General features: G+C 46.2%; 26 protein-coding genes and 1 riboswitch. Of the genes, 4 read left to right on the top strand and 22 right to left on the bottom strand.

Annotated elements, in window-relative coordinates:
- Positions 1–302: 302 nt before the first annotated feature.
- The gene (ohrB, locus tag BLL41_RS02275; protein ID WP_003232570.1) at positions 303–713 is read right to left on the bottom strand and encodes an organic hydroperoxide resistance protein OhrB; all 411 of its coding nucleotides are present in this window, start codon (positions 711–713) and stop codon (positions 303–305) included.
- A 142-nt stretch (positions 714–855) separates the two neighbouring features.
- On the opposite strand from ohrB, the gene ohrR reads away from it, so the two are divergent.
- Positions 856–1,299: an organic hydroperoxide resistance transcriptional regulator OhrR gene (gene ohrR / locus BLL41_RS02270; protein ID WP_071576653.1), complete on the top strand. Its 444-nt coding sequence runs from the start codon at positions 856–858 to the stop codon at positions 1,297–1,299.
- Between the two features lie 31 nt (positions 1,300–1,330).
- Here ohrR and BLL41_RS02265 read toward each other — a convergent pair whose 3' ends face one another.
- The 9 genes from BLL41_RS02265 to BLL41_RS02225 all read right to left on the bottom strand — a co-directional run bounded on the left by BLL41_RS02265 (position 1,331) and on the right by BLL41_RS02225 (position 8,293).
- The gene (locus tag BLL41_RS02265) at positions 1,331–1,756 is read right to left on the bottom strand and encodes an organic hydroperoxide resistance protein (RefSeq protein ID WP_071576652.1); all 426 of its coding nucleotides are present in this window, start codon (positions 1,754–1,756) and stop codon (positions 1,331–1,333) included.
- A gap of 124 nt (positions 1,757–1,880) precedes the next feature.
- Positions 1,881–3,128 carry a glutamate-5-semialdehyde dehydrogenase gene (gene proA, locus BLL41_RS02260; protein ID WP_071576651.1) on the bottom strand — a complete coding sequence of 416 codons (1,248 nt, stop codon included), beginning with the start codon at positions 3,126–3,128 and terminating at the stop codon, positions 1,881–1,883.
- 11 nt (positions 3,129–3,139) lie between these two features.
- The gene (proB, locus tag BLL41_RS02255) at positions 3,140–4,237 is read right to left on the bottom strand and encodes a glutamate 5-kinase (RefSeq protein ID WP_015715761.1); all 1,098 of its coding nucleotides are present in this window, start codon (positions 4,235–4,237) and stop codon (positions 3,140–3,142) included.
- 350 nt (positions 4,238–4,587) lie between these two features.
- Entirely contained in the window at positions 4,588–5,490 is a 903-nt protein-coding gene (gene purU / locus BLL41_RS02250) for a formyltetrahydrofolate deformylase (protein ID WP_071576650.1), read from the bottom strand.
- A 70-nt stretch (positions 5,491–5,560) separates the two neighbouring features.
- Complete coding sequence (ykkD, locus tag BLL41_RS02245; protein ID WP_014476583.1) at positions 5,561–5,878, bottom strand: multidrug efflux SMR transporter subunit YkkD; 318 nt, start codon at positions 5,876–5,878, stop codon at positions 5,561–5,563.
- On the bottom strand, positions 5,878–6,216 hold the full coding sequence (gene ykkC / locus BLL41_RS02240; RefSeq protein WP_071576649.1) for a multidrug efflux SMR transporter subunit YkkC: 339 nt from the start codon (positions 6,214–6,216) through the stop codon (positions 5,878–5,880). The genes ykkD and ykkC overlap by 1 nt, the downstream gene beginning before the upstream one ends.
- A 77-nt stretch (positions 6,217–6,293) precedes the next feature.
- Positions 6,294–6,405: riboswitch (guanidine-I (ykkC/yxkD leader) on the bottom strand.
- A 32-nt stretch (positions 6,406–6,437) separates the two neighbouring features.
- Positions 6,438–6,956 (bottom strand): GNAT family N-acetyltransferase, encoded by a 519-nt coding sequence (locus BLL41_RS02235; protein WP_071576648.1) that lies wholly within the window; start codon positions 6,954–6,956, stop codon positions 6,438–6,440.
- Entirely contained in the window at positions 6,946–7,470 is a 525-nt protein-coding gene (locus BLL41_RS02230; RefSeq protein ID WP_071576647.1) for a DinB family protein, read from the bottom strand. The genes BLL41_RS02235 and BLL41_RS02230 overlap by 11 nt, the downstream gene beginning before the upstream one ends.
- A gap of 91 nt (positions 7,471–7,561) precedes the next feature.
- Positions 7,562–8,293: a DUF421 domain-containing protein gene (locus BLL41_RS02225; RefSeq protein WP_071576646.1), complete on the bottom strand. Its 732-nt coding sequence runs from the start codon at positions 8,291–8,293 to the stop codon at positions 7,562–7,564.
- 154 nt (positions 8,294–8,447) lie between these two features.
- Between BLL41_RS02225 and BLL41_RS02220 the strand changes: the two genes are divergently transcribed.
- Positions 8,448–8,678, top strand: a complete 231-nt coding sequence (locus tag BLL41_RS02220; protein ID WP_071576645.1) for a hypothetical protein — start codon at positions 8,448–8,450, stop codon at positions 8,676–8,678.
- A 76-nt stretch (positions 8,679–8,754) separates the two neighbouring features.
- On the opposite strand, the gene hmpA is transcribed toward BLL41_RS02220, so the two are convergent.
- Both hmpA and BLL41_RS02210 read right to left on the bottom strand, forming a co-directional pair.
- Positions 8,755–9,966, bottom strand: coding sequence for an NO-inducible flavohemoprotein (gene hmpA / locus BLL41_RS02215; protein ID WP_371261912.1), 1,212 nt, complete (start codon positions 9,964–9,966; stop codon positions 8,755–8,757).
- 226 nt (positions 9,967–10,192) lie between these two features.
- Positions 10,193–10,711: an acyl-CoA thioesterase gene (locus BLL41_RS02210; RefSeq protein ID WP_003232595.1), complete on the bottom strand. Its 519-nt coding sequence runs from the start codon at positions 10,709–10,711 to the stop codon at positions 10,193–10,195.
- Positions 10,712–10,870: 159 nt separating this feature from the next.
- Between BLL41_RS02210 and BLL41_RS02205 the strand changes: the two genes are divergently transcribed.
- Both BLL41_RS02205 and pgl read left to right on the top strand, forming a co-directional pair.
- On the top strand, positions 10,871–11,731 hold the full coding sequence (locus BLL41_RS02205) for a dimethylarginine dimethylaminohydrolase family protein (protein ID WP_071576643.1): 861 nt from the start codon (positions 10,871–10,873) through the stop codon (positions 11,729–11,731).
- A gap of 89 nt (positions 11,732–11,820) precedes the next feature.
- Entirely contained in the window at positions 11,821–12,873 is a 1,053-nt protein-coding gene (pgl, locus tag BLL41_RS02200; RefSeq protein WP_071576642.1) for a 6-phosphogluconolactonase, read from the top strand.
- A 42-nt stretch (positions 12,874–12,915) separates the two neighbouring features.
- Here the strand turns inward: pgl and BLL41_RS02195 are convergent, their stop codons facing one another.
- The 10 genes from BLL41_RS02195 to proG all read right to left on the bottom strand — a co-directional run bounded on the left by BLL41_RS02195 (position 12,916) and on the right by proG (position 23,304).
- Complete coding sequence (locus tag BLL41_RS02195) at positions 12,916–13,905, bottom strand: ABC transporter ATP-binding protein (protein ID WP_071576641.1); 990 nt, start codon at positions 13,903–13,905, stop codon at positions 12,916–12,918.
- A gap of 12 nt (positions 13,906–13,917) precedes the next feature.
- Entirely contained in the window at positions 13,918–14,808 is an 891-nt protein-coding gene (eepC, locus tag BLL41_RS02190) for a gamma-D-glutamyl-L-lysine dipeptidyl-peptidase (protein ID WP_071576640.1), read from the bottom strand.
- Positions 14,805–15,905: an L-Ala-D/L-Glu epimerase gene (gene ykfB / locus BLL41_RS02185; protein ID WP_071576639.1), complete on the bottom strand. Its 1,101-nt coding sequence runs from the start codon at positions 15,903–15,905 to the stop codon at positions 14,805–14,807. Before ykfB ends, eepC begins: the two co-directional genes overlap by 4 nt.
- On the bottom strand, positions 15,902–16,861 hold the full coding sequence (locus tag BLL41_RS02180) for a S66 peptidase family protein (protein ID WP_071576638.1): 960 nt from the start codon (positions 16,859–16,861) through the stop codon (positions 15,902–15,904). The genes ykfB and BLL41_RS02180 overlap by 4 nt, the downstream gene beginning before the upstream one ends.
- Positions 16,862–16,948: 87 nt before the next feature.
- A complete protein-coding gene (gene dppE, locus BLL41_RS02175) occupies positions 16,949–18,598 on the bottom strand; it encodes a dipeptide ABC transporter substrate-binding protein DppE (RefSeq protein WP_083427928.1) in 1,650 nt (549 codons plus the stop codon).
- A gap of 2 nt (positions 18,599–18,600) precedes the next feature.
- On the bottom strand, positions 18,601–19,608 hold the full coding sequence (gene dppD, locus BLL41_RS02170) for a dipeptide ABC transporter ATP-binding subunit DppD (RefSeq protein ID WP_071576636.1): 1,008 nt from the start codon (positions 19,606–19,608) through the stop codon (positions 18,601–18,603).
- Between the two features lie 4 nt (positions 19,609–19,612).
- A complete protein-coding gene (gene dppC / locus BLL41_RS02165) occupies positions 19,613–20,575 on the bottom strand; it encodes a dipeptide ABC transporter permease DppC (protein WP_071576635.1) in 963 nt (320 codons plus the stop codon).
- Between the two features lie 5 nt (positions 20,576–20,580).
- Positions 20,581–21,507: a dipeptide ABC transporter permease DppB gene (gene dppB, locus BLL41_RS02160; RefSeq protein ID WP_071576634.1), complete on the bottom strand. Its 927-nt coding sequence runs from the start codon at positions 21,505–21,507 to the stop codon at positions 20,581–20,583.
- Positions 21,508–21,523: 16 nt separating this feature from the next.
- Positions 21,524–22,348 carry a D-aminopeptidase DppA gene (gene dppA, locus BLL41_RS02155; protein ID WP_040083350.1) on the bottom strand — a complete coding sequence of 275 codons (825 nt, stop codon included), beginning with the start codon at positions 22,346–22,348 and terminating at the stop codon, positions 21,524–21,526.
- A 128-nt stretch (positions 22,349–22,476) separates the two neighbouring features.
- Positions 22,477–23,304 carry a pyrroline-5-carboxylate reductase ProG gene (proG, locus tag BLL41_RS02150; protein WP_071576633.1) on the bottom strand — a complete coding sequence of 276 codons (828 nt, stop codon included), beginning with the start codon at positions 23,302–23,304 and terminating at the stop codon, positions 22,477–22,479.
- Positions 23,305–23,324 lie beyond the last annotated feature (20 nt).

The raw sequence follows: 23,324 nt of genomic DNA, 5'->3' as shown, positions 1-23,324 counted from the left end.
TCTTTGTTATTTCTCCTAGTAGCCGCTATGCCCTGTGCAAATCCAAAACAGCAGTCATATACGCGCAATTCAGCACGGCTGACATCGCACCAGCCGCCCGCTTCACCTGTAACTTTTCAGGCTTCAAACGCTGTGATCGCTTCTCTGACATTTTATCAATAATCTGTGCCCACCCCTATCCCGTTCCGCGTCAATTCATCATGCATAAGTCTGAATCCATTTATAAGACATGTTTCAGACCTCGAAAAAATCACACCCACTCCACACAAAAAAACATCCTGAGAGTCTCAGGATGCCGGTTATTATTTTAATTCTAGTTTCACATCAACATTTCCTCTAGTTGCCTTGGAATAAGGGCAGAATTCATGAGCGGCGTTGACAAGCTCTTGTGCCTTTTCCCGGTCTAAATCTTTCGTGTTCACAACAAGTGTGACACCGATTTTAAAGCCGCCGTCGCTCTCATCCTTCATGAGGCTGACCTGCCCTTCAATCTCCGAATCAATTTCAATATTTTGCTCTTTGGCCACATGTTCGAGCGCGCCGCCGAAGCATGCAGCGTACCCTGCCGCAAAGAGCTGTTCCGGATTGGTGCCAGTTTGTCCTTCTTTTTTCGCGTTTGGCATCACAATATCAAAATCAAGAACACCGTCATCTGATGTAATATGTCCTGCCCGTCCGCCTCGCGCGGTTACTTTTGCTGTAAATAATGCCATTTGTATTCAGCCTCCTTATTTATATCTAGTTGTTATATTTCCCTTTCTGATCTTTTTAAACATGCTATGTTTGCCGAGAATAGGAAAAGTGAAGTTTTTCAGATACAATAGAATCGAATGACAAAAAGAGTTGGTGAACAAAATGGAAAATAAATTTGATCATATGAAATTGGAGAATCAGCTTTGTTTTTTGCTATATGCGAGTTCGCGGGAAATGACAAAGCAATACAAGCCGCTGCTTGATAAGCTGAATATAACATACCCTCAATATTTGGCTTTGCTTTTGTTATGGGAACACGAAACGCTTACTGTCAAAAAAATGGGCGAACAGCTGTATTTAGATTCAGGAACGCTCACTCCGATGCTTAAACGAATGGAACAACAGGGTTTGATTACGAGAAAAAGATCTGAAGAGGATGAGCGGTCCGTGTTGATCAGCCTGACAGAGGATGGAGCGTTATTAAAGGATAAAGCGGTTGACATTCCAGAGACGATTCTAGGGCTCTCAAAACTATCTGGAGAAGATCTCAATCAGTTAAAGTCCGCTCTATACACATTGCTGGAAACACTTCATCAAAAAAATTGAGGATGCCTTGTACAAGGCATCCTCTTTTTATTTATTCAGCAACTTCAAGCGTCACATCAATATTTCCGGAGGTTGCTTTTGAATACGGGCAGACGCCGTGCGCTTTTTTCACAAGCGTCTCCAATTCTGACGCACTGACTCCTTCTCCTTTTACCTGCAGCGTCACACCCAGCTTGTAGCCCTGGTCCGCTTCATCCTTTAACAGGCTAACATTCGCTGTAACCTCTGTCTCTACTTTTACCCGTTCAGTTCTTGCGACAAGCTGCAGGGCGCTGTCAAAGCAAGCTGCATAACCTGCTGCAAACAGCTGCTCTGGATTTGTCGCTTTTTCTAATTTCTTGGCTCTCGGTGTCCCCGGCATTGCGACATCAAGTTCAAGAACGCGGTCTGATGAAATGACCTTTCCTTCTCTTCCTCCTACCGCTGAAACAGTTGCTGTAAATAATGGCTGACTCATTTTTCATCCCCCAATGTATTTTATACAATTGAATTGTACACAATTAAATTTGGCGTGTCAACTTTTCACATTTAAAAAAGCTTATCTCGTAATGAGATAAGCTTTTTCATTGAACATTGCCCCGCTATTCACGGATTTGCCCAGTACCTTTAATGATGTATTTAGTAGAAGTCAGTGCAGGAAGCCCCATTGGCCCTCTTGCATGAAGCTTTTGCGTGCTGATGCCGATTTCGGCTCCGTAGCCGAATTCAAAGCCATCAGTAAAACGGGTTGACGCGTTATGGTAGACAGCGGCAGCATCGACAGCCGTTTGAAAATAAGCCGCATTTTTGTCATTTTCAGTTAATATCGCTTCAGAATGATTGGTGCCGTATTGTTGGATATGCTTCACAGCTTCTTGGACGTTCTCAACCGTCTTTACGCTGAGGACAGGCGCTAAAAATTCGGTTTCCCAATCTTCTTTTGATGCTTGTTTGCTTGAAGGGTGAAGTTCACATACAAGTTCATCACCGCGAATTTCAACTCCCGCGTTTTCCAGCTGAGTCAGCAATTCTTTCCCGTGCTGTCTTGCCCATGCCTTGTGAATCAGCAATGATTCAATCGCGTTGCATACGGAAGGACGCTGCGTTTTGGCATTTACGACGACCTTTTCTGCCATTTGCGGTTTAGCCGTTTCGTCAATGAATATGTGGCAGTTTCCCGCTCCCGTTTCTAATACAGGAACTGTTGATTCTCTTACAACGAGATCAATCAGTTTCTTGCCACCGCGCGGAATCAATACGTCTAAGCCATCATTTAACGTAAAAAGCTCTTTTGCTGTCTCTCTGCTCGTATCCTCAATCAGCTGCACAGCGTGAATCGGAAGCGCTGATTGCTCAAGTGCTCTGTGAATGACACTGACGAGCGCTTTGTTGCTGTGGATGGCTGAGGAGCTCCCCCGCAGAACAACCGCGTTCCCTGTCTTCAGGCAAAGGGTAGCCGCATCAACTGTGACATTTGGCCTCGCCTCATAAATCATTCCTACGACACCGAGCGGCACACGGATTTTTTCAATAAACAGGCCGTTTTCTTTTTCAATCGTTTCAAGAGAGTCGCCGACCGGGTCCGCTAAGCCGATTAAGAGCTCCACCGCGTCCGCGATATCGCGTATACGTTTCTCATCCAGCGTGAGACGGTCAATGATGTCCGGTGTTAAACCATTCTCTTTTCCGTTCTCAATGTCTTTTGCATTCTCCGCCAAGAGAAAATCCAGTTCTTTACGGAGTCCGTTTGCAATGAGACTGAGCGCCTCATCCTTCTCAACTGTTGTTTTCATGATCATTTCGGCTGCTGCTTCTTTCGCCTGCTTCGCTTTTACAGAAACTTCACTCATTTTTCCGCCTCCTAGTCTTTTACATTGACCCAGTCATTCCTATGAATAACCTCAAACGTTTTCTCAAAATCAAGTTCGTCACTTCGTTTGCCTTTGGCCTCCATAATCTCCTCGGAGGAGTAATGAGTTTGGCCTTTGCCGATCACGCCGCCCGGTCCCCTGACTTCCACAACCGCCCCTTTCGGAAAGCTTCCGTTCACGCCCACAACGCCAGCGGGCAGCAGACTGCTTCCGTTATGGATCATCGCCTCTTCGGCACCCGCATCAATGATAATTTCTCCAGATATCGGAGAGTGGAACTGAATCCACTGCCTCGTGTTGTTGACCGAAGATAGTTCTTTGTCTCCGATATAAGTGCCATCTCCCCTCCCGTCCAAAATGTCCGCAAGTTTTTGCGCCCCGCTGCCTGTTCCAATGAACACTTTCACTCCCAGAGACAGAGCGGTTTGTGCAGCTAACAGCTTTGATTTCATTCCGCCGGTGCCGACCTTTGATCCGGCTGAACCTGCATATCCAAGCAATTCAGGCGTGATCTCCGGCAAATAATCAAATCGTTTCGCCTCAGGATTTTCATTCGGATTGGCATCATACAGTCCGTTGATGTCAGTGAGAATCATAAGCTGGTCTGCGTGAATCAATCCGCTGACTAACGCAGAAAGCATATCATTATCTCCGAAAGTCAATTCTTCAACAGATGTAGAATCGTTCTCGTTGATAATCGGAATGACGCCCCGTTCTAATAATTCCATTATCGTAGCATACGCGTTTCGATATCGTTCTCTTTTCGAAAAATCATTTCTCGTTAAAAGGATTTGTCCCGGAGTCAATGAGTATTGTTTAAATTGATTCATATATTGCTGCATTAACAGTGTTTGTCCGACCGCGGCCGCCGCCTGTTTACCTTTGATGGTAACGGGGCGGGACGGATAACCGAGGCTTGAAAACCCCGCCGCTACGGCTCCCGAGGTAATCAGAATCATTTCATGTCCCGCTTTTTTTAACACGGAAATGGCCTGAACATGCTCTCTGATTTTTGCTTCATCAATGCTCCCTTTGCTATTCGTGAGCGAACTGCTTCCTATTTTCACTACTATTCTTTGCTTTTTCATTTATTCTCCTCCGCGGCTCTTCTACAATAAAAAAACCCATTTCATCCTGATTCATAAGGACGAAATGGGTTTCCGTGGTACCACCTTGATTGAACGCGCTTGTGCACGCTCCGCTCTCCTGTAACGCCAGGTTATGCGCCTAGGTTTTCCCCCTAAGACTCCAAGGCAGGTTCGGCAGGTTTCATGCGGCAAAATGTTTCAGCGAGTCATTTTGCTCTCTGTCACAGAAAGGTCTGCTTACTAATCCTCATCAACGCTCAATGATTTTTTTATATTATGCAAAGAAAAGAGACACTTGTCAAGGTTTTTTGTGATCAAAAATAGCCCGCATTGCGCGGGCATCTTTCGGTCTAGTTAAAGACGATTGTTTTATTTTCATGAACGATGACGCGGTCTTCCAAATGCCATTTCACAGCACGGGCAAGCACGCTGCGCTCAATTGTTCTTCCGATGTTTTTCAACGCTTCCGTATTATCGCGGTGGTCCACGCGCTCAATATCCTGTTCAATGATCGGCCCTTCATCAAGATCGTTTGTCACATAGTGAGATGTCGCACCGATCAGTTTCACGCCGCGCTCGTAGGCCCGTTTGTACGGATTCGCACCGATAAAAGCAGGCAGGAATGAATGGTGGATATTGATGATGCGATTCGGATGAGCCGAAACAAAATCAGGAGTTAGAATCTGCATATAGCGTGCGAGCACGATCACATCAATATCGTACTGCTCCAGCAGTTCAAGCTGCTTCTTTTCGACTTCCGCTCTGATGTCTTTGTTCGCTTTCATATAGTGGAATGGAATGTTCAAGCGCTCAACCAGCTCTCTCGCTTCCTCATGGTTACTGATGACAACAGCGATCTCCGCCATAAGGTTGCCGGTTTGCCATTCCCAAATCAGCTCATGCAGGCAGTGAAGCTCCTTTGAGACAAAAATGGCGACGCGCTTCAGCTCGCTTGCCAATGTTAAGCTCCATGTCATGTCGAATTTTTCCGCAACAGAGGCAAACGCCGCTTGAAGGGATTCTTTTTTCTCACGAATGCCCGCACAGTCGAATTCGATTCTCAGGAAGAACCGCCCGCCTTCAGGGTCTGTCGTATATTGATTTGATTCTATAATATTGGCTCCGTGTTCAAATAAAAACGCGGAAACCGCGGAGACGATACCCGGCTGATCGGGGCAGCTGACCAAGAGACGCCCTTTATCCTCATTTCCGTCACGGTAATCGTCCAACCGCTGAGTCATATATGATTTCATGAATAATCCCTCTTATCTTTGTAAGTCTAAACTATTTATCCATTATACTGAAGATTTGATAAAAATCAATTTATGACAAAATTTTTAAACCTACTGCTGAGCATAAAATCAACGCGATAAAGAAGATCCGTTTGGCGTCTTTCTGCTCCTTGTAAAAGAGGATGCCGACAAGCGCCCCGCCGGCGGTGCCAATCCCTGTCCAGACCGCGTAAGCCGTCCCCATCGGAATGGTTTCCATTGCGTACGACAGCAAGGAAAATGAAGCAGCAAAACCAACAATGATTAACAGCACCCATTTCACGCTTTTTTCTTTCGCATATTGATTCATAAGGGCCACACCGGCCATTTCTAAACAGCCCGCGCACAGTAAACTGATCCAGTGCAGCATTATGCCCCGCCTCCTTTTTCCTCTGTCTCATCCTGTGTCACAAGCTTCAATCCGATGACACCGATTAAGAGCACGCCAATTAACAATAGCTTCGGCCATCCAACCGGTTCATGAAACAGAACGATTTCACTAAGTACCGTTCCCGCTGTGCCGAGCCCGGTAAAGACGGCATACACGGTACCAACAGGCAGACTGTGAGTTGCTTTTATTAGAAGATAAAAGCTGAATATGATGCCGATGGCAGTGCCGCTCCATGTTAAGGCTGAGTCAGCGTGCTTTAAGCCTATCACCCAAACAACCTCGAAAACAGCGGCAAGCACGACCAATCCCCATTTCATTTTGATTCATTCCTTTCTATCTATTAAGATTCTCCGAAAACAAAAAAACCCCGGACAGTCGTCTCACATGAGATTGACTCTCCCGGGCTTTTTTCCCTCCGTGTGCATACGCGCTTCTATTTACGCGTATGTGTTTTCTCTCGGACCAGTCCATGTCAATTGACATGCGGAACCCTAGAAAACTTTACATGATATCATGATACTAAACTCAGCTTTATCTTTCAATTGTAAGATTTTCTTTCATAAACAGCGATCGGTTTATTCCATTTTCTGATCGTTTTGCTGTAATGCATGCCGATTTTCTCCGCTACCCGTATGGACGCTTTGTTACCCGGATCAATCAAAGCCGCGATTTTGCCGAACTGCCGCTCGTTAAAGCCATAGTCCAGACAGGCCCGAGCCGCTTCTTGCGCATAGCCGTTCCCCCAGTGGCGGCGGGCAAACATATAGCCAATTTCCATTACTGTTTGATTTTCGATCTGCTGGGGTACGATGCCGCATTGTCCCAAAAAATCCCCCGTCCGCTTATCTTCGGCGACCCACAGACTAACGCCGTACCCTTTTTCATTTCGTTTGTTCCAATTGATCCACTCGCGGGTTTGCCTCTTATCTTTTAAACCGGAATAATATTTCATGACGTCAGGATCATTAAAAAGCAGCCGAAACAAAGTGGTTTGATCCCGATCTTCCATACAGCGCAAACGAATTCGATCGGTCACAAGCTTCGTTTTAGCGTTCATATTTCGCCACATCCTGCTTCCATTCTTTTTTGAGAGCTTCAATATGTGCTTGATGATAGCGGCTATGATCTGCCATATGCCAAATCCCCCACCGTACGGTCGCGGTGTCACCTTCGAAAGAAAGCGGCTGATGTAAATCATCTTCAGTTAAAGTGAAGCATACCGATTTCAGCTCGTTAACCACATGCTGATGTCTTTTCAGAAGTTCATCTAATCCGGGTTGATTCTTCGATTCAGGCAGCTGTCCGTTTTGATCTGTCATCGGGCCGTATGCCTGTTCAATATGATCCGGTATTCGATCTCCCTTGATCCGCCAGACCCATCTGATATCAACATTTCCGATATGGTGCAAAAGCTGAGCCGTGCTGTTTTTTGTTTGGCAGCGCCCCTTATAGTAAAGTTCACTGTGTGTCATGTGTCCGATAGAAGCCAGACGGAGACTGTTTTCTTCCACTGCGGAATACAGCAGACTGACCGTTGGTGCCATATCGTTTCTTATGGATAAGTCCTTCATGTTCAGTTCCCCTCCTAACTAGGTACATTTGACACCAAACAAAAATTCCCTTTAAAAAAGAAAAAAGCTCTCATTACAATAGAGAGCCATCTTAATTGTTATTTCCCGGTTTATATAAATAAGGATCATGCCGCGGTTCATTGGAGGTATTTAAATCAAGGGATATATCGCCGCGCGCATTCATCGTGCCGAGGGTAATCGAAGACAGCAGTTTCGGGTTGTACCCTTTTTCCTCGAGCTTCTCAAACAGCCAGGATCGGTTTTTTTGGAGATATTTCAAATTATGATCAAGGATTTCGCCGTCCAGTATGAGCGGAATCGGGATAAAATTCCGCTCAGCTTCCATATTCAAATCCCGCACCTGCACCGCTCTCGCTTCCTCTTTTGGGATGACGCTTACTTCCCCCGTTTCTTCAATGATAGCAAGATCAATGTCAGCCGGATCGGCATAGCCCTTTTCCCTCAGCTTTCCGAGCAGTTCATTAACAGTCAGCCTTTCTTTACGAAGGCCACGTTCATCAATATCCCCGTTTCGGATTAAGACAGTTGGACTCACGACCAGGAGCCATCGCCATTTATTAGATAAAGAGAGCTTGCTCATTATGAGATAAAGCACCAAAAAAGCGCCCGCATAATAAATTGACATCGGCAACTTGGATGTAAGGATCGGCTCACTGATGATGGTTCCGATTGCGAAGGTCAAAAGCAGATCAAAATTGTTCATTTGTGACACAGCTTTTTTACCGGCAAGCCGAAACAAAATATATGCAATCGAAAATACGATAACTGGCTTCAGTAAAAATACCCATACCATCCATAACACCGGTCTTTACCTCCATCTGCTGGTCATATTGAGCCTATTGTGCCCCGAGGCAGACCCTCTATGCATAAACCCTTTTGTCCTGTGTCTAAATAGGCGAACGTGCACATCACCTGCACATAACATAATAGAAAGTGACACCGATTGGAGGCGCAATATGAAAAATCAGAAGACGAATTCCCATTGGCCCTACGATCTGCTATCGGCTCCCCAGCCCGCGGGCTATCAGCAGCAGCAAACACTTGACAGGCTGGTCGGTTTAGAGCTAAGGATGGAGCAACTAATCAGAGCGATTGAGGTAAACAATGAATTGCTGAGAACAATGCAAGAACAGCAAAACCGTGTATGCACAAACGGCGGCGGCGGGTCAGTGATTGTCCGGATGTAGAAACCGGTGCTGTTCCGCCTTCTTCTCTCTCAGTAAAAAACTCTTCTCTGAAAGGAGAAGAGTTTCATGTTTGTGTTTAAACGGACTGTGCCAAACTTAATTGCGGGCCGAATAGCTCGTAATGGATAGACTCCGGCGCTGATCCGAGCTCTGATACAAGCTTATGCATTGCCGTAATAAACGACGATGAACCGCAAATATAGTAATCCGCATCTGTGTTGGCAATCAGTTCTTTGAGGAATTGCTGATCAATCTGTCCTTCATGAAATTGAAGATCACCTGCACGGTCTTCCTCTGTCGGCTCGCGATACACAAATGCTGTTTTAACAGCAGAATGTTTTGCGGCTTCTTCTACCTCATGGCGCAATGCGTGATATTCACTGTTTTTCGCCGCATGAATGAACAGAATTTGCCGTTCAGGTTGTTTAGAAACAGATGTTTTCAACATGCTGATCATTGGTGTAATGCCAACTCCGGCACTGATCAAAACGAGATCTTTTTGTGATGCAGGATCTAAAACAAAGTCCCCTGCCGGCGCGCTGATCTCTATTGAATCTCCCTCCTGAAGCCCATCATGTAGATAGGAAGACACGACACCATCTTTTTTTACTGAAATTCGATAATAGTCTTTTCCCGGCATATCAGACAGGCTGTACTGGCGGATATGCGTATATTCGGAATCAGGAATCCGAACTTTTAGGCTGATGTACTGCCCCGCTTGGAATTCAGGTAACGGCTTGCCGTCTTCTGCTTTCAAATAGAAGGACGTAATTTCTTTGCTTTCCCGCTCTTTTTTCGCGATGACGAAGGGCTTATACTCTTTCCAGCCGCCTGCTTGCTCTTCCGCCTGTTCATACATTTCTTTTTCAATTCCGATGAACGCGTCAGCAATTACTCCGTACGCTTTCTCCCATGCCTGCATAATGTCAGGGGTTGCAGCATCTCCCAATACATCTTTAATGGCAATCAGCAAATATTTACCGACGATCGGGTAGTGTTCAGGCTTAATTCCAATACTGCGGTGCTTGTGGCCGATTTGTTTGACAACCGGAATAATATTTCCTAACTGATCAATATTTGCCGCTGCTGCAATAACGGCATTTGCCAATGCAGTTCGCTGTGTTTTTTTCTTTTGGTTTGTCTGGTTAAAAATGTTCAAAAGCTCTGGATGGTCTTGAAACATCCGATCGTAAAAACGGCCAGTGATTGTTTCTCCATGCTGTTGCAGTACGGGTACAGTGCTTTTAATAATTTCGATTGTTTTGTTATCTAACATTGTATAAACAATCCTTTCGAAAAGATGTATTTATAATATATCTTTAAAATACATGATCTTACGAATAAAAGATATATTTAAAATGAATCTTTAATAAAGTTGTCACAAAATTATCAATTTAACGTGACATTTGTTGCTTTTTTATAGAATCCCCTAGCAAAAATAGACTAGCCATTGTAATAATCACCATTGAAAAGTACAAAAAAACCCAAAACAACTTATGTTTTGGGTTTAACGTTCACCAAGGCTTATCAGTTCCGAGCGCATTTGCAAGCGCCTGGCTGTGTTTCTTGCGGTTCTTTCGTTCATTAGCGCGCTGTACAGCTGTATTATGCAGCATGATTTCTTCTTCTGTTTCCGGTACAACTCTCGGTACAGGCACCGGCTTGCCATTCGAATCTAATGCCACAAATGTCAAAAAGGACGTGGCAGCGAGTTCCCGTTCGCCAGTCATCAAATGCTCCTTAATAACTTTCACAAATACTTCCATGGAAGATGTGCCGACCCATGTCACATATGACTCTAGGCAGACAGAATCCTTTTGCCCGATCGGTTTTAAAAAATCTACAGAATCCATTGAAGCTGTTACGGTTTCACGTCTGCAATGGCGCGCTGCCGAAATAGAGGCAATATCGTCGATGTAGCTCATTAATTTTCCGCCAAACAGCGTATTATGGTTGTTCGTATCAAGCGGGAACACCCTGCTGGTTTTTACAACCTTTGACTCTTTACAAAATCTTGTTTCCGGTGTTTCCATACCTTTCTCCCCTTTGATGTCTGATCTTTTAGCTAAATGCACTTATATTCTCCTATTAAACAATATTCTCTTCCATTTGTCTAAAATTTAAAATGGTTTAATGATTTTCATGATGAGGGAATAATAAATGTATTCTTCACACTTTAGGAGGAAAAACAAATGGACGTATCCATCCCGAAATCTCAGCACAAAACGGTATGCCGAACGGAATACGGCACACTTCAGAAAGTGATTTTATGCAGACCTGAGCACATGACCATAAAAGATGTCATAAACGAAACACAAAAACATTTTGAAGATGACAATATTCATGTGAAAACCGCCAACGATCAGCACAGCCGCTTAGTGGAGGCACTTAGGTCACACAACGTTGAGGTCATCCTTTTGCCCGTTCGCGACGGACTCCCTGAACAGGTTTTTACTAGGGATATAGGGTTTGTTATCGGAGAAAAAGCCTTTCTGTCGAGTATGACTGAACCGATTCGCCAAGGAGAAGAAGCCGTTATAAAAGATTTTTTTCACAGCCAAGGCATCTCTTACACCCGTATGCTTGATACAAGCATTGAAGGCGGAGATGTCATTATCGATGATGATATCGTATATGTCGGAATCAGCCAGCGCACCGACATTTCAGCCATCGGCCAGCTGGAAGAGGCACTTCCTGAGTATACAATCGTTCCAGTGAAGCTGCATGAAAAATTTTTGCATTTGGACTGTGTTTTTAACATTGTATCTGAAAGCGAAGCGTTAATTTATCCTCAAGCCCTTGAGCCAGAGGCAGCTGATATGCTGGCAAAACGTTATGATCTTATTGAGGTGCCTGAGGACGAACAATTTACGCTTGGCACCAACGTCCTTTCAATCGGGAGAAAAACGATCATCAGCCTCCCTGGCAACCGCCATGTCAATCAAGAGCTATCGAAAAGAGGCTATCACATTATCGAAATCGACCTGTCAGAAATTATCAAATCAGGCGGCTCCTTCAGGTGCTGTACAATGCCGCTGATTCGCGGTGAATGAAGAATCTTCCCCTTTTTCATGTTTTGAACAGCTTATTTTATCAAGATACGTTAATATAGAGGTGACATCATTTTTAAGGGGGAAATCGCATGGCAAAATACATAGGATATGTCGGAACATATACAAAAGGCGGAAGCGAAGGAATTTATTCATTTGAGCTTGATACTGAGAAAAAAGCACTCAGCGAGCCAAAACTTGCCGCTAAGCTTGGCAACCCGACATATGTGACGCCGAATAAAAACAACACCATCCTTTATTCCATCGAAAAAGCAGACAGCCAAGGCGGAGTTGCTGCCTATCAAATCAATAAAAACAGCGGCGAATTGACATTTCTGAATCATCAGTTAATTGATGGCCCTTCTCCATGCCACGTAAGCGTTGATGATCAAAATCAATTCGTACTGACTGCCAATTATCACAGCGGGAAGGTACACGCTTTTCCGGTTCAGGAAGACGGCAGCTTGCAATCACCTGCTTCTGAAGTCGCTCACACAGGAAAAGGTCCGCACGAAAGACAAGAAAAACCGCATACACACTACGCAGGGTTCACACCTGAACACAATTATGTCGTAGCGGTTGATTTAGGTACAGATAAGCTGTACACCTATAAGCTGAAAGACGGCGTATTGGCTGAATCCGGAAGCCATTCCTTCGCTCCCGGTACAGGACCACGCCATATCGCTTTTCATCCGAAAGAAAAATACGCTTATGTCATGACAGAATTAAGCAATGAAGTGATTGCGCTTGAATACAATCCGACAGCCGGTGAATTTAGAGAAATCCAGGTCGTTTCTGCCATCCCTGATGATTTTACGGATAACAACAGCCAGGGAAGTGCAATTCATGTCACACAGGACGGACGCTTTGTTTACGTCGCAAACCGCGGCCACGACAGTATCGCCGTATTTGAAGTGAATCAATATTCAGGAGAGCTGGCTTTCATAGAAAGAGTTTCGACAGAAGGAAACTGGCCTCGTGACTTTGTACTTGATCCAACGGAAGGGTTCCTCGTTGCCTCAAATGAAGAAACAGGCAACCTTGTCCTGTTTGAAAGAGACAAAGAAACAGGCCGATTGACACTGCTCCCGTCAACTGTTTCTGTCCCTTACCCGGTTTGCGTAAAGTTTTTACATCAAGTATAAACAAATGGAGTGGCTCTAGTAAAAAGAAGCCACTCTTTTTGTTTATCTCACTTTTTCTTTCGTTTCAGCATTTCGATATAAATGGCAAGCGACAAAGCGGCCGGGTTCGATTTCTTGAAGCTGAGGACGGGATTCCCCGCATTCAGGCATCGCCTCCGGACAACGGGTCCGAAACACGCAGCCGCTCGGCGGATTGACTGGGCTCGGCAGCTCCCCTTTCAAGAGAATACGCTCACGCTTGTCCTCCAATTCGGGATCCGGGATCGGAATTGAGGATAAAAGCGCCTTTGTATAAGGATGAAGCGGTTCACGATACAAAGTGCCGCTCTCTGTAATTTCCATCATGTGCCCTAAGTACATGACACCGATCCTGTCACTGATATGCTTCACCATCGAAAGATCGTGGGCAATAAATAAAAATGTAAGCCCTTTTTCTTTTTGAAGCCGCTTCAGCAGATTGACCACCTGCGCTTGAACCGAGACATCAAGAGCAGAAATCGGTTCGTCCGCCACGATAAATTCAGGATTCAGCGACAGTGCTCTTGCAATCCCGATTCTCTGCCTTTGCCCGCCGCTGAATTCATGCGGATAACGGCTGCCAAAATCGGGGTGAAGCCCAACTGCCTCAAGAAGCTCGTCCACGACGAGAAGCCGCGCTTTATGGGTATTGTAGAGATTGTGAATCTCCATCGGCTCCAAAATAATTTCTCGAACGGTCATGCGCGGGTTCAATGAAGCATAAGGATCCTGAAAAATCATCTGCAGTTTGCGGTTGAAGGCAAACTGCTCTTTTTCACTTAGGGCATGAAGATTTGTGCTGCGGTATATCACACTTCCTTCTGTTGGCTGATAGAGGCGCATCAGCACTCTCCCCAAGGTTGATTTCCCGCACCCAGATTCCCCGACTAGCCCGAACGTTTCTCCTTCACGAATCTGAAAGGTAACCCCGTCGACTGCTTTGACTGTCCGTTTTTTCCCTGCGTCAAAATGCATTTTTAGCTTGCTGACCTCTAACAAAGGCAGTGGCGTCATTTGTCTCCCTCCTTATTCTGAAAAACAGCGGCGCACCGCACAAAGTTCTTTTTCATAGATTGTCTCTTTTAATGTAAGGATTTCGATTGATTTTCCCGTCTTTGGAGAATGAAGCATTTTCCCTCCGCCAATAGAGAGACCGACGTGATGAATCCCTCCTTTTCCTTCCTCATAAGCAAAAAACAGCAGGTCACCAGCTTTCATATCATCAAGCGGGACATCTTCCCCCGCCTTAGCCTGATCTCCCGCATCACGGGGGATGCTATATCCATTCGCTTTAAATATACTGTACATAAATCCGGAGCAATCAAACCCAAATCCACTGATCCCTCCCCACAGGTAGGGAAGTCCAAGAAAAAACGCACCCGTTTCAATGATGTCTTCAGCAGTCCCTTTCTGTTCACTGACAGGCACTGCATCACTTTGCTTCACAAACCTTTCCCCAAAAACGGTCGAAACCTTAAAATATCCGTTTTCTTCTGCAATGAGGGGGAGAACTGTCAAAAAGCTCAATTCGATCTCCTTTTCTCCATTGCTTTTGTACAAAAAGGCAGCAGGTTTGCTGATCATCACATCGTGTTGTGAATGGAAGGGCGTAGATTTTTCCAGCTGGTTCTTTTTCATCCAGCCCGGGTATCCGCGCGGATCCTTTCGGGATGGCTGGCTAGGCACGATCACAGAAACCCATTCCCCCTGTTCCGCTGTCACAAGTACCTTTTCGCCAAAGAGAACCTGAGTTTGGATTACATTGTCTGTACATAATCCAAGCCGTTCATCATACGTCATGCGCTCCAGCCAGTCTCTGATCCTTACAGTCGGTTGAAGCATGAATTGATCAGACAGACGCGGTGAATCAGGCGCTGTCCAGATGTTGGCCACTGCTGATATGACGGTGTGCATCATTGCTCTTTTTCCCCTTTCAAAAGCGCAGCCCCGGTGATTCCGAGACCCGGTCTGCCAGACATCGAAATCGTGCTGCCGCTGTATGTTATACCGCCTTTGATGACATCTGTTTTCAGCATCAGCGGCGCGTCAAAATCAAAGCGTGTGATGTTTCTTTTGCTTGCCGCAAAATGCGCCGCGGCCGTAATGCCCAACTTTGTTTCAATCATGCTGCCGACCATGCACTCCACCCCGCAGGCCTCCGCTATGGCATTGATTTTCTCTGCTCCGCTGATGCCGCCCGCTTTCATCAATTTAATATTGATCAAGTCTGCGCTTCGGGTTTGCAGAACTTCGAATGCCTGCCGCGGTGTAAAAACACTTTCATCAGCCATAATTGGCGTATCTGTCTCATCTGTCACCTTTTTAAGCCCTGTGAGATCATCTTTATGAACAGGCTGCTCGACAAGCTCAATGCCTAAACCCGCATCCTCCATTTTTCGAATCGCAGTTACAGCCTCCTTCGGCGTCCATCCCTGATTAGCGTCTAAACGCAGTTTCACGGCTGATCCGACACGTTTTCTGATTTCCTGGATACGTGCGATATCTGTTGCGATATCATCTTTTCCGACCTTTATTTTCAGCGTTTGAAAGCCTTGTTTGAGATAATTCTCAGCATCCGCTGCCATCTCTTCAGGTGAGTTGACACTGACAGTATAATCTGTTTCCAGCACATCTCGGTATCCGCCAAGCAATTGATAAAGCGGCAGTCCGCACATCTGCGCCCAGCCGTCGTATAACGCCATTTCCACAGCAGCCTTCGCGCTCATATTTCCTGTAAGAAGATGCTGGATGTCGTGCAGAATAGCCTCACAGCCCGACAGGCTTTTTCCAAGCAATGCTGGCTTCAACACATGGTGAATGGCACTTTCAATGCTGTCCATGCTGTCACCTGTAATCACGACCGTCGGCGGCGCTTCTCCCCATCCGATTGCGCCGCTGTCATAAGTGATCCTGACAATGACTGATTCAGCCGTATACACAGTGCGAAGCGCGGTTTTAAACGGCTTTGTCAGCGGGACGGCGATTCGGCTTGTTTCGATTCGAATGATTTTCATGTCTTCAGCGCCCCTTCTGAAACACCCGCCTCTATTACAACTGTTTTTTCTGCTGTATTCATAGCAGCTTTCGCACCGACCGGAACGGCAATACTTGGGGAGCAGTGGCCGATTTTAAATCCTCTCAGAGCAGGTTTGCCGGATGTTATAATATAGTCTTCCAGCACCTGCTCAAGCGAGAGAGACTTCTCTCTCTTCACCGGGACACAATTGTGAAAATCACAAACTAGAATTCCTGCCGCGTCCGTCAGCTTCCCCGCCATTTTAAGCTGATTTAGCATCCGGTCGATTTGGTAAGGCTCCTCGTCAATATCTTCAATAAACAGAAGCTTTCCTCTCGTATCAATTTCAAATGGCGTGCCCAGTGTAGACGTCAGCAAAGACAGATTTCCCCCGACAAGCTCACCTTCCGCTTTACCGGGAACAAGCACGGTCAGAGGAGAAAGCTCTTCAGTATAGGTACATTCCGTCTCCTGGAAGAGCTGCTTATACGACGCTTTTGTCAGCGGGTGAACGTCGTCAAGGCCAATATCCGAGCTAAGCATCGGGCCGTGGAAAGTGACAAGACCTGTGTTTTGATGAATGGCAGTATGTAAAAACGTAATATCGCTGTATCCCCAAAAGATTTTAGGGTGTTTGCTGATCAAGCTGAAATCAATGCCCGCGGCGATACGTCCTGTCCCAAACCCCCCGCATGCGCAAAGCACTGCTTTTACCTCCTCGTCTCTGAACATCTCATGGAGATCCGCCAGCCGCTCATCATCCTGTCCCGCTAAATAACCGTGCTGGTTTTTCAGTGCCTTGCCCAACTTCACCTGAAGACCGAGCTCTTCTAAAAATAAAAGCGCGGTGTCAAGCTTTTTTGGATCCGGCGGACTTGCGGGCGCGATCACTCCGACTGTATCACCCTTTTTCAGCGCTTTCGGCTTGTGATTCAACGAAAACACTCCTTTCATTTGCTCTGCACCCTACGTATACGTGCAAGAAAGAGAAAAAATACCGCTCCTTCGCATAAAGAAGCAGTATTTCCACAATCACCGCCATCAGTTTTTATCGGCCCATTTTAAATCGATATAGCCGACAGGGTGACGGACAATTCCCTTTACTTGTTCGTTTTGCAGGTGAACCTGATTATAAAAATAAACCGGAATGATCGGCGCTTCATTGATGAGAAGCTTTTCAGCTTGATGCATAAGAGAGAAACGTGTTTTTTCATCGGCTTCATTTTTCGCTTTTTGGATCAGTTGATCGTATTCTTTATTGGCCCATCCTGTGCGGTTCATCGAATTTCCTGCTTGGAAGGCTTCCAGAAAACTGATAGGGTCCGCATAATCAGGCAAAAATGAGCTTTGAGAGAATTGGAATTTCAATGCTTTTTGATCCTCTAAAAATACGTTCCATTCCATATTGGCCAGCTTCACATCGACTCCAAGGGTATTTTTCAATTTTTGCTGGATTGCCTCGGCAATCTTTTTATGCTCCGGCTTTGTGCTGTAAGTAAGCGTTATCGCAGGAAGCGTATTATAGTTTTCTTCCTTCATGCCTTTTTCGAGCAGCTGCTTCGCTTTGCTTTCGTTAGGCGTGATCAGGTCTCCGCCCGCCCCCCGGAAATCTTTTCCGTCAGGCTGGGTAAATCCAGGCGACACAAAGGCGCGCGCCGGTTTTTCATTATTTTTCGTGACGTACTTTACAATTTCATCTTGATCCACAGCCATCGCAAAGGCTTTTCTGATGTTTTCATTTTGGAATGGCTCCATGTTCACATTAAACCGATAGAAATAGAGACCCGCCTGGTCAACAATATTGACGTTATCCTGATCCATCAGCTGGTCGCTTAACTCTGCAGGGACATAAGCGGTATCAAGTTCCCCTGATTGAAACATCTGATAATCTGTATTTCTGTCACTGACCATCGCCCATTTCACCTTATCAAGCTTCACGGTATCCTTATCCCAATACGTGTCGCTTTTCTCCATAGTGATGCTGTCATCATGCTTCCATTCCGCCAGCTTAAACGGACCGTTCCCAACAAAAGTATCCGCCTCAGCGAACCACTTGGGATTGTCTTTATCGACCTTTTCGTTTACTGGAAAATACGCTGGATTGGAGACGACGCTGAGAAAATATTTTTGCGGTGCTTCCAGCGTAACTTCAAGGGTTCGATCATCCTTTGCCGTCACCTTCACATCATCTTTTTTTCCTTTCCCGCTGTTATACGCTTCGCCGCCTTCAATAAAATAGCCTAGAAATGCCGATGAAGCGCCTTTTTTCGGATCAAGCATCCGCTTCCACGCATATTCGAAGTCTCTGGCTGTTACCGGATCTCCGTTTGTCCATTTCGCATTTTCTCGAATCGTAAATGTATAGGTTTTTTTATCTTTTGATACAGACCACTTCTCCGCCATTGCCGGCTCGGGCTCATGATCTTTGCCAAGACGCGTCAGCCCCTCCATGATGTTATTTAACGGCTGCCATGACACATTGTTGAAACCGATCGGCGGATCAAAAGAAGTCGGTTCATTCTCGTTATTTAAATAAAGAACCTTTTCTCCGCTGGTTTTTGCCTTATCATGACTGCCTTCTTTTCCGGCCTGTTCATTTGCTGTGCATCCCATCAGCGCAAACGAAAGTCCTAATGCAAGGCTCATACCCCATAGCTTTTTCACTCGTTTCATCCTCTTCCCCCTTTTCATGTTCAACCCTTCGCATCTCCTGACAGCACCGCATGCTCTGCTCGTTGATCCTGCAGCCAGCAGTTGACAGTATGCGAGTCAGATCTGATCGTCTGGCCCGGGTATACCCTGTCACACACAACCATCCTGTTCGGACAGCGGGCGGCAAACGGGCAGCCCGGCGGAGGCGAAAATAAATCCGGCGGCGTTCCGTCAATCGGGATCAGCTCAGCTCCATCTAAATCCAGCCGCGGGACAGAGCCCAGCAGGCCTTTTGTATATGGATGCTGCGGCTGATAAAAAATATCTTTTCTTGTGCCGATTTCCGCCATTTTCCCGGCATACATGACTGCGACTCTGTCAGCTACCTGGGCAACGACCCCTAAATCGTGCGTAATCAGAATGACAGACACATTCGTTTTTCTCTGAATCTCTTTAAACAGCTCTAAAATCTGGGCCTGAATGGTTACATCCAGGGCGGTGGTCGGTTCATCCGCAATTAAGATGTCAGGCTCGCAAATCAGCGCCATCGCAATGACAATCCGCTGTCTCATGCCGCCGCTGAATTGATGGGGATATTGCTTTAGGCGCTCTTCGGGATCTGGAATACCGACCAATGACAGCATGGAAAGCACCTCTTTTCGCGCCGATTTTTTGCCCATTTTTTTGTGGCGTAATAGCGCTTCCCCCAGCTGGTCGCCGACAGTCAGCGTCGGGTTTAACGCCGTCATCGGGTCTTGAAAAATCATAGAAATGTCGGCTCCCCTTATGCTTCTCATTTCTTTGTCAGAGAGATGGCAAAGGTCTTTGTTTTTAAATAGAATGCTGCCGTCTGTCACCTTCGCCGAATAAGGCGGAAGCAGGCCCATGATGCTTTGGGAGGTAACGCTTTTGCCGCAGCCGGATTCGCCGACGATCGCAAAGGTTTCTCCTTTGTACAAATCAAAGCTCACCCCTCGAACCGCCTGAACCGTCCCGCCGTAAGTCGTAAAAGACACGTGCAGATTTTTGACTGACAGAACTTTTTCCATACAGCTACCTCCTCAGCTTAGGGTCGAGCGCATCCTGCAATCCGTCCCCCAGCACATTAAACGCATACATCGTCAGGGATATGAAGAAGGCCGGAAAAAACAGGCGCCACCAATGGCCAGACAAAATTGTAGGCAGGCCGTCATTCGCCATCACACCCCAGCTTGCAAACGGGGCCTGTATGCCGAGGCCGAGAAAGCTTAAAAACGATTCTGCGAATATAGCGGCAGGTACGGTTAATGTCATTTGTACGATGATCGCTCCCATTGTATTCGGCAGCAAATTCTTCCGTATGATGCGAAATGTTTTCGCGCCAAAGGTTTTCGAGGCGAGCACATATTCATAATTTTTAATCTGAAGCACCTGACCTCTTACAATTCTCGCCATGCCGACCCATCCGGTCACAGTCAGCGCCACTATAATAGTGCCCAGTCCCGGCCCCATGAGCACCATTAGCAAAATGACAACAAGCAGGTACGGCAGCCCGTACAGCACTTCGATAATCCGCATCATAATGCTGTCAATCCTGCCGCCTTTATAGCCGGCAACGCCTCCGTAAATGACACCGATCACAAAATCAATCAGCGCTGCCATCACGCCGACAAATAACGAAATTCTCGCTCCATACCATGTTCGGGTAAACACATCCCGGCCGAGTTCATCGGTGCCGAACCAATGATCGGCTGAGGGCGGAAGGTTTTGTTCGGTCAGCGATTGGCGTACGACACTATGAGGCGATATAAAGGGCCCGATAACTGCCATGACAAAAAGAAATAAAAGAATAAAGAGTCCAGCCATCGCTAATTTATTTTTCTTCAGCCTCCTCCAGGCATCCTGCGTATATGACAAACTCGGCCGTTTGACCGATTCGGCTTCTCGATTTTTTTCCTGATTCGAGACAAACCATTCATCTGGCACCTGAATGTGCTGCTCTGGCTGGCGCTCATCCGTTTGTACAGGGAGATTCACACGCTTCACCCTTTCTTATGCAGTTTAATGCGCGGGTCTAAGAGACCGTAGGCCAAATCGACCAAAAACAGCATGATGATCAGAATAACGCTGTAAAAAACGGTCGTTCCCATAATCACGGGATAGTCCCGCTGATTAATGCTTTCCACAAAATATTTTCCCATTCCCGGAATGGCAAAGATTTTTTCAATGACAAAGCTTCCTGTTAAGATGCTGGCAACGAGTGTGCCCAGAACGGTAATGACGGGCATGAGAGCATTTCTGAGTGCGTGTTTTACGATAATTTTGAGCGGAGAAAGCCCTTTTGCTTTTGCTGTGCGGATGTAATCCTGCGTCAGGACTTCGACCATGCTTGACCGTGTCAGCCTGGCAATAATCGCCATTGGCCCTACAGCAAGCGCTGCGGTCGGAAGCACCATATGGATCGGGCTCGTCCATGTGGCAGCGGGAAATAGTTTGAGATTGACTGCAAATTGCTGGATAAGCAATGTTGCCAGAATAAAATTCGGGATGGAGATGCCAAGTACCGCAAGACTCATCGCAGCGTAGTCCAAAAAGCCATTACGGCGGAGCGCAGCGATTACGCCCAGCACCAGCCCAGAAATCACAGCAATGACAATCGCCGTCATTCCAAGCTCAAAGGAAACGGGAAATCCACGTTCCAGCATGTCATTTACGCTGTCGGATGGTTTTTTTATTGAAGGTCCAAAATCGAACGTAATAATGGATTTTAGGTAGATGATGTATTGGAAAATGAGAGGATCGTCTAAGTGATAGTAGGCTTCGAGATTTTTTTGAACGGCTTCATTTGTGCCTCTCTCCTCGTTAAAAGGAGATCCGGGAATGACCTTCATGAGAACAAAAGTCAGGGTGGTAATCACCAAAATCGTAGCTGCCATTGCCCAAAAACGCTTTATCATGTATCGCGCCAAAGCCTAAAACACCCCTTTAGCAGAATGATGTCCGCATCGCAAGCTCAGTCATGACAAGCATCGCCTGATAGGCTTCAAGCATGTCCTTCGCCTGAAATTGAACGGTTGTGGTTCCCGTCTTGATTTCCGTTCCCGGCATCAGATTCGCCCATTCTGCCTGGCCGTAATTGGCGAATTCAATGCTCAGAACCGGCCTGTCAGGCGGTGTAAGCGGTTTGACTTTGTCCTTGTTTTGCAGGGCAAATGCGGTTTTTTCTGTCAACAGCCGTCCGGCTTTCGCAGGGGACAAGCACTTCACTGCGGATCTTGAAATGGTTTGTTTGACTGCGGCTGTCGTCACGTTCGGGATAAGCTCTTCAGCTTCCTTCGCCGCCCGGTCATCCCCGGCTACCATTAATACAGGGACATCATAATAACCGGCAACGTATGCATTTAACCCAAGCTCACCGACAGGCCGATCGTTTATGTAAAAATGACGGACCCCGAAAATCATGCTGTGTGACATGACACCGGGAGTCGAGGCTCTCGCATGATAACCGAGGAACAAAGCGCCTGTAAACGTATCATCCAATCCCTCAACCATTGAAAATGGTTTGACGTCACCGGAAATCAAATCTGCTTCAGGGTGAAGCTTTTCAACCATCAGATTATTCATCTTCGAATGACTGTCATTGACCAGCACCTCGGTACACCCGCTGTTAAACGCTTCGGCAATACAGTAGTTTGCTTCTTCAGTCATAATGAGCCGCCCGCGTTCATAATTACGCTTGCCGGAATCCACAAAGGTATCGTCCGGAAGACCCGAAATACCTTCCATATCTACTGATAGGTACAATTTCATAACGCTCCTCCTTTTTTACTAAATTATGAATATTCCAACAAATTATATTAAAAAAAGAGGAAAAATGCAATATAACTGGGGAAAATCACGACCATTCAGTGATAAAAAAAGAATCCTCTTGCAAGGATTCATGTCTGTTTCTCTGTCTGTTCTGTAAGCAGTTCATATTTTTTCAGCGTTCTTTCAAACACTCGATCAAAAACGTCCGGCACAGAGGCGCGTATCACCTCAGCTCCCTCTCCCGTTATTCCGCCTTTCGTTGCAACACGTTCCAGCGTCTCCTCGAAAGACATATTTTTTTCGATCAGCAGCTTGCCAGTTCCGTATAGTGAATGAATCAGAAAATCAAAGGCTTCTTCTTTGGACAGGCTGCTGTTTCTGACGGCAGACAGTGCCAGTTCTTCAAAGATTGCAGCTATGAATCCCGGTGCCGAGCTCGTTAAATTGCTGGCCGCATCAACATTCGATTCTTTGATTTCTCGTACACGGCTGAAAACCGATAACAATTCATTCAGATGCTCTTTCTTCTCCGCAGCCAGTGCTTCACTGTGAACGACAAGTGAAATGCCGGCTTCTGCTTCGGACGTAATGGCAGGAATAACACGTGAGATACCCGCTTCTGTTTCTGCCTCCAAAAGACGCAGCGGCACACCGGCAGCTATGGATACGATGTGAGTATTTCTGTTCACATACGGGTGCAGACGGCGCATTGTTTCGATGACATGGAGCGGCGGGACGCATATCAAAATCAATTGGCATGTATTTGCCCAATTCTCCAGCGAATCAGCCGATACGTTTGGATAATCTGACATGAGTGCCTGCAGCCGCTCCCCCTTCGTTCTTGTTTCAATAAATAGCTCATTCTCTTTTATTTGTCTATGCTTCAACAGCTGTCTGGCGATCATATCCGCCATGCTGCCATATCCAATCAATCCAATCAATCCAATCTGTTCCATCGACTCAGCCCTTTCGTATA

The organism is Bacillus sp. FMQ74 (assembly GCF_001875785.1).
Taxonomy (GTDB): domain Bacteria; phylum Bacillota; class Bacilli; order Bacillales; family Bacillaceae; genus Bacillus; species Bacillus stercoris.
Note: the sequence above shows the minus strand (reverse complement) of the source record. Positions and strands in the feature narration are given on the sequence as shown.

Coding starts and splice junctions, on each gene's coding strand:
- dppD (WP_071576636.1), bottom strand. CDS start 19,608: ATGGAAAAAGTTCTGTCAGTCAAAAATCTGCACGTGTCTTTTACGACT.
- BLL41_RS02210 (WP_003232595.1), bottom strand. CDS start 10,711: ATGGAAACACCGGAAACAAGATTTTGTAAAGAGTCAAAGGTTGTAAAA.
- dppA (WP_040083350.1), bottom strand. CDS start 22,348: ATGAAATTGTACCTATCAGTAGATATGGAAGGTATTTCGGGTCTTCCG.
- pgl (WP_071576642.1), top strand. CDS start 11,821: ATGGCAAAATACATAGGATATGTCGGAACATATACAAAAGGCGGAAGC.
- BLL41_RS02220 (WP_071576645.1), top strand. CDS start 8,448: ATGAAAAATCAGAAGACGAATTCCCATTGGCCCTACGATCTGCTATCG.
- BLL41_RS02205 (WP_071576643.1), top strand. CDS start 10,871: ATGGACGTATCCATCCCGAAATCTCAGCACAAAACGGTATGCCGAACG.
- ykkC (WP_071576649.1), bottom strand. CDS start 6,216: ATGAAATGGGGATTGGTCGTGCTTGCCGCTGTTTTCGAGGTTGTTTGG.
- proG (WP_071576633.1), bottom strand. CDS start 23,304: ATGGAACAGATTGGATTGATTGGATTGATTGGATATGGCAGCATGGCG.
- ykfB (WP_071576639.1), bottom strand. CDS start 15,905: ATGAAAATCATTCGAATCGAAACAAGCCGAATCGCCGTCCCGCTGACA.
- eepC (WP_071576640.1), bottom strand. CDS start 14,808: ATGATGCACACCGTCATATCAGCAGTGGCCAACATCTGGACAGCGCCT.
- ohrB (WP_003232570.1), bottom strand. CDS start 713: ATGGCATTATTTACAGCAAAAGTAACCGCGCGAGGCGGACGGGCAGGA.
- BLL41_RS02235 (WP_071576648.1), bottom strand. CDS start 6,956: ATGAACGCTAAAACGAAGCTTGTGACCGATCGAATTCGTTTGCGCTGT.
- ohrR (WP_071576653.1), top strand. CDS start 856: ATGGAAAATAAATTTGATCATATGAAATTGGAGAATCAGCTTTGTTTT.
- BLL41_RS02230 (WP_071576647.1), bottom strand. CDS start 7,470: ATGAAGGACTTATCCATAAGAAACGATATGGCACCAACGGTCAGTCTG.
- BLL41_RS02180 (WP_071576638.1), bottom strand. CDS start 16,861: ATGAAAGGAGTGTTTTCGTTGAATCACAAGCCGAAAGCGCTGAAAAAG.
- proB (WP_015715761.1), bottom strand. CDS start 4,237: ATGAAAAAGCAAAGAATAGTAGTGAAAATAGGAAGCAGTTCGCTCACG.
- purU (WP_071576650.1), bottom strand. CDS start 5,490: ATGAAATCATATATGACTCAGCGGTTGGACGATTACCGTGACGGAAAT.
- BLL41_RS02265 (WP_071576652.1), bottom strand. CDS start 1,756: ATGAGTCAGCCATTATTTACAGCAACTGTTTCAGCGGTAGGAGGAAGA.
- proA (WP_071576651.1), bottom strand. CDS start 3,128: ATGAGTGAAGTTTCTGTAAAAGCGAAGCAGGCGAAAGAAGCAGCAGCC.
- dppE (WP_083427928.1), bottom strand. CDS start 18,598: ATGAAAAGGGGGAAGAGGATGAAACGAGTGAAAAAGCTATGGGGTATG.
- ykkD (WP_014476583.1), bottom strand. CDS start 5,878: ATGCTGCACTGGATCAGTTTACTGTGCGCGGGCTGTTTAGAAATGGCC.
- BLL41_RS02195 (WP_071576641.1), bottom strand. CDS start 13,905: ATGACGCCACTGCCTTTGTTAGAGGTCAGCAAGCTAAAAATGCATTTT.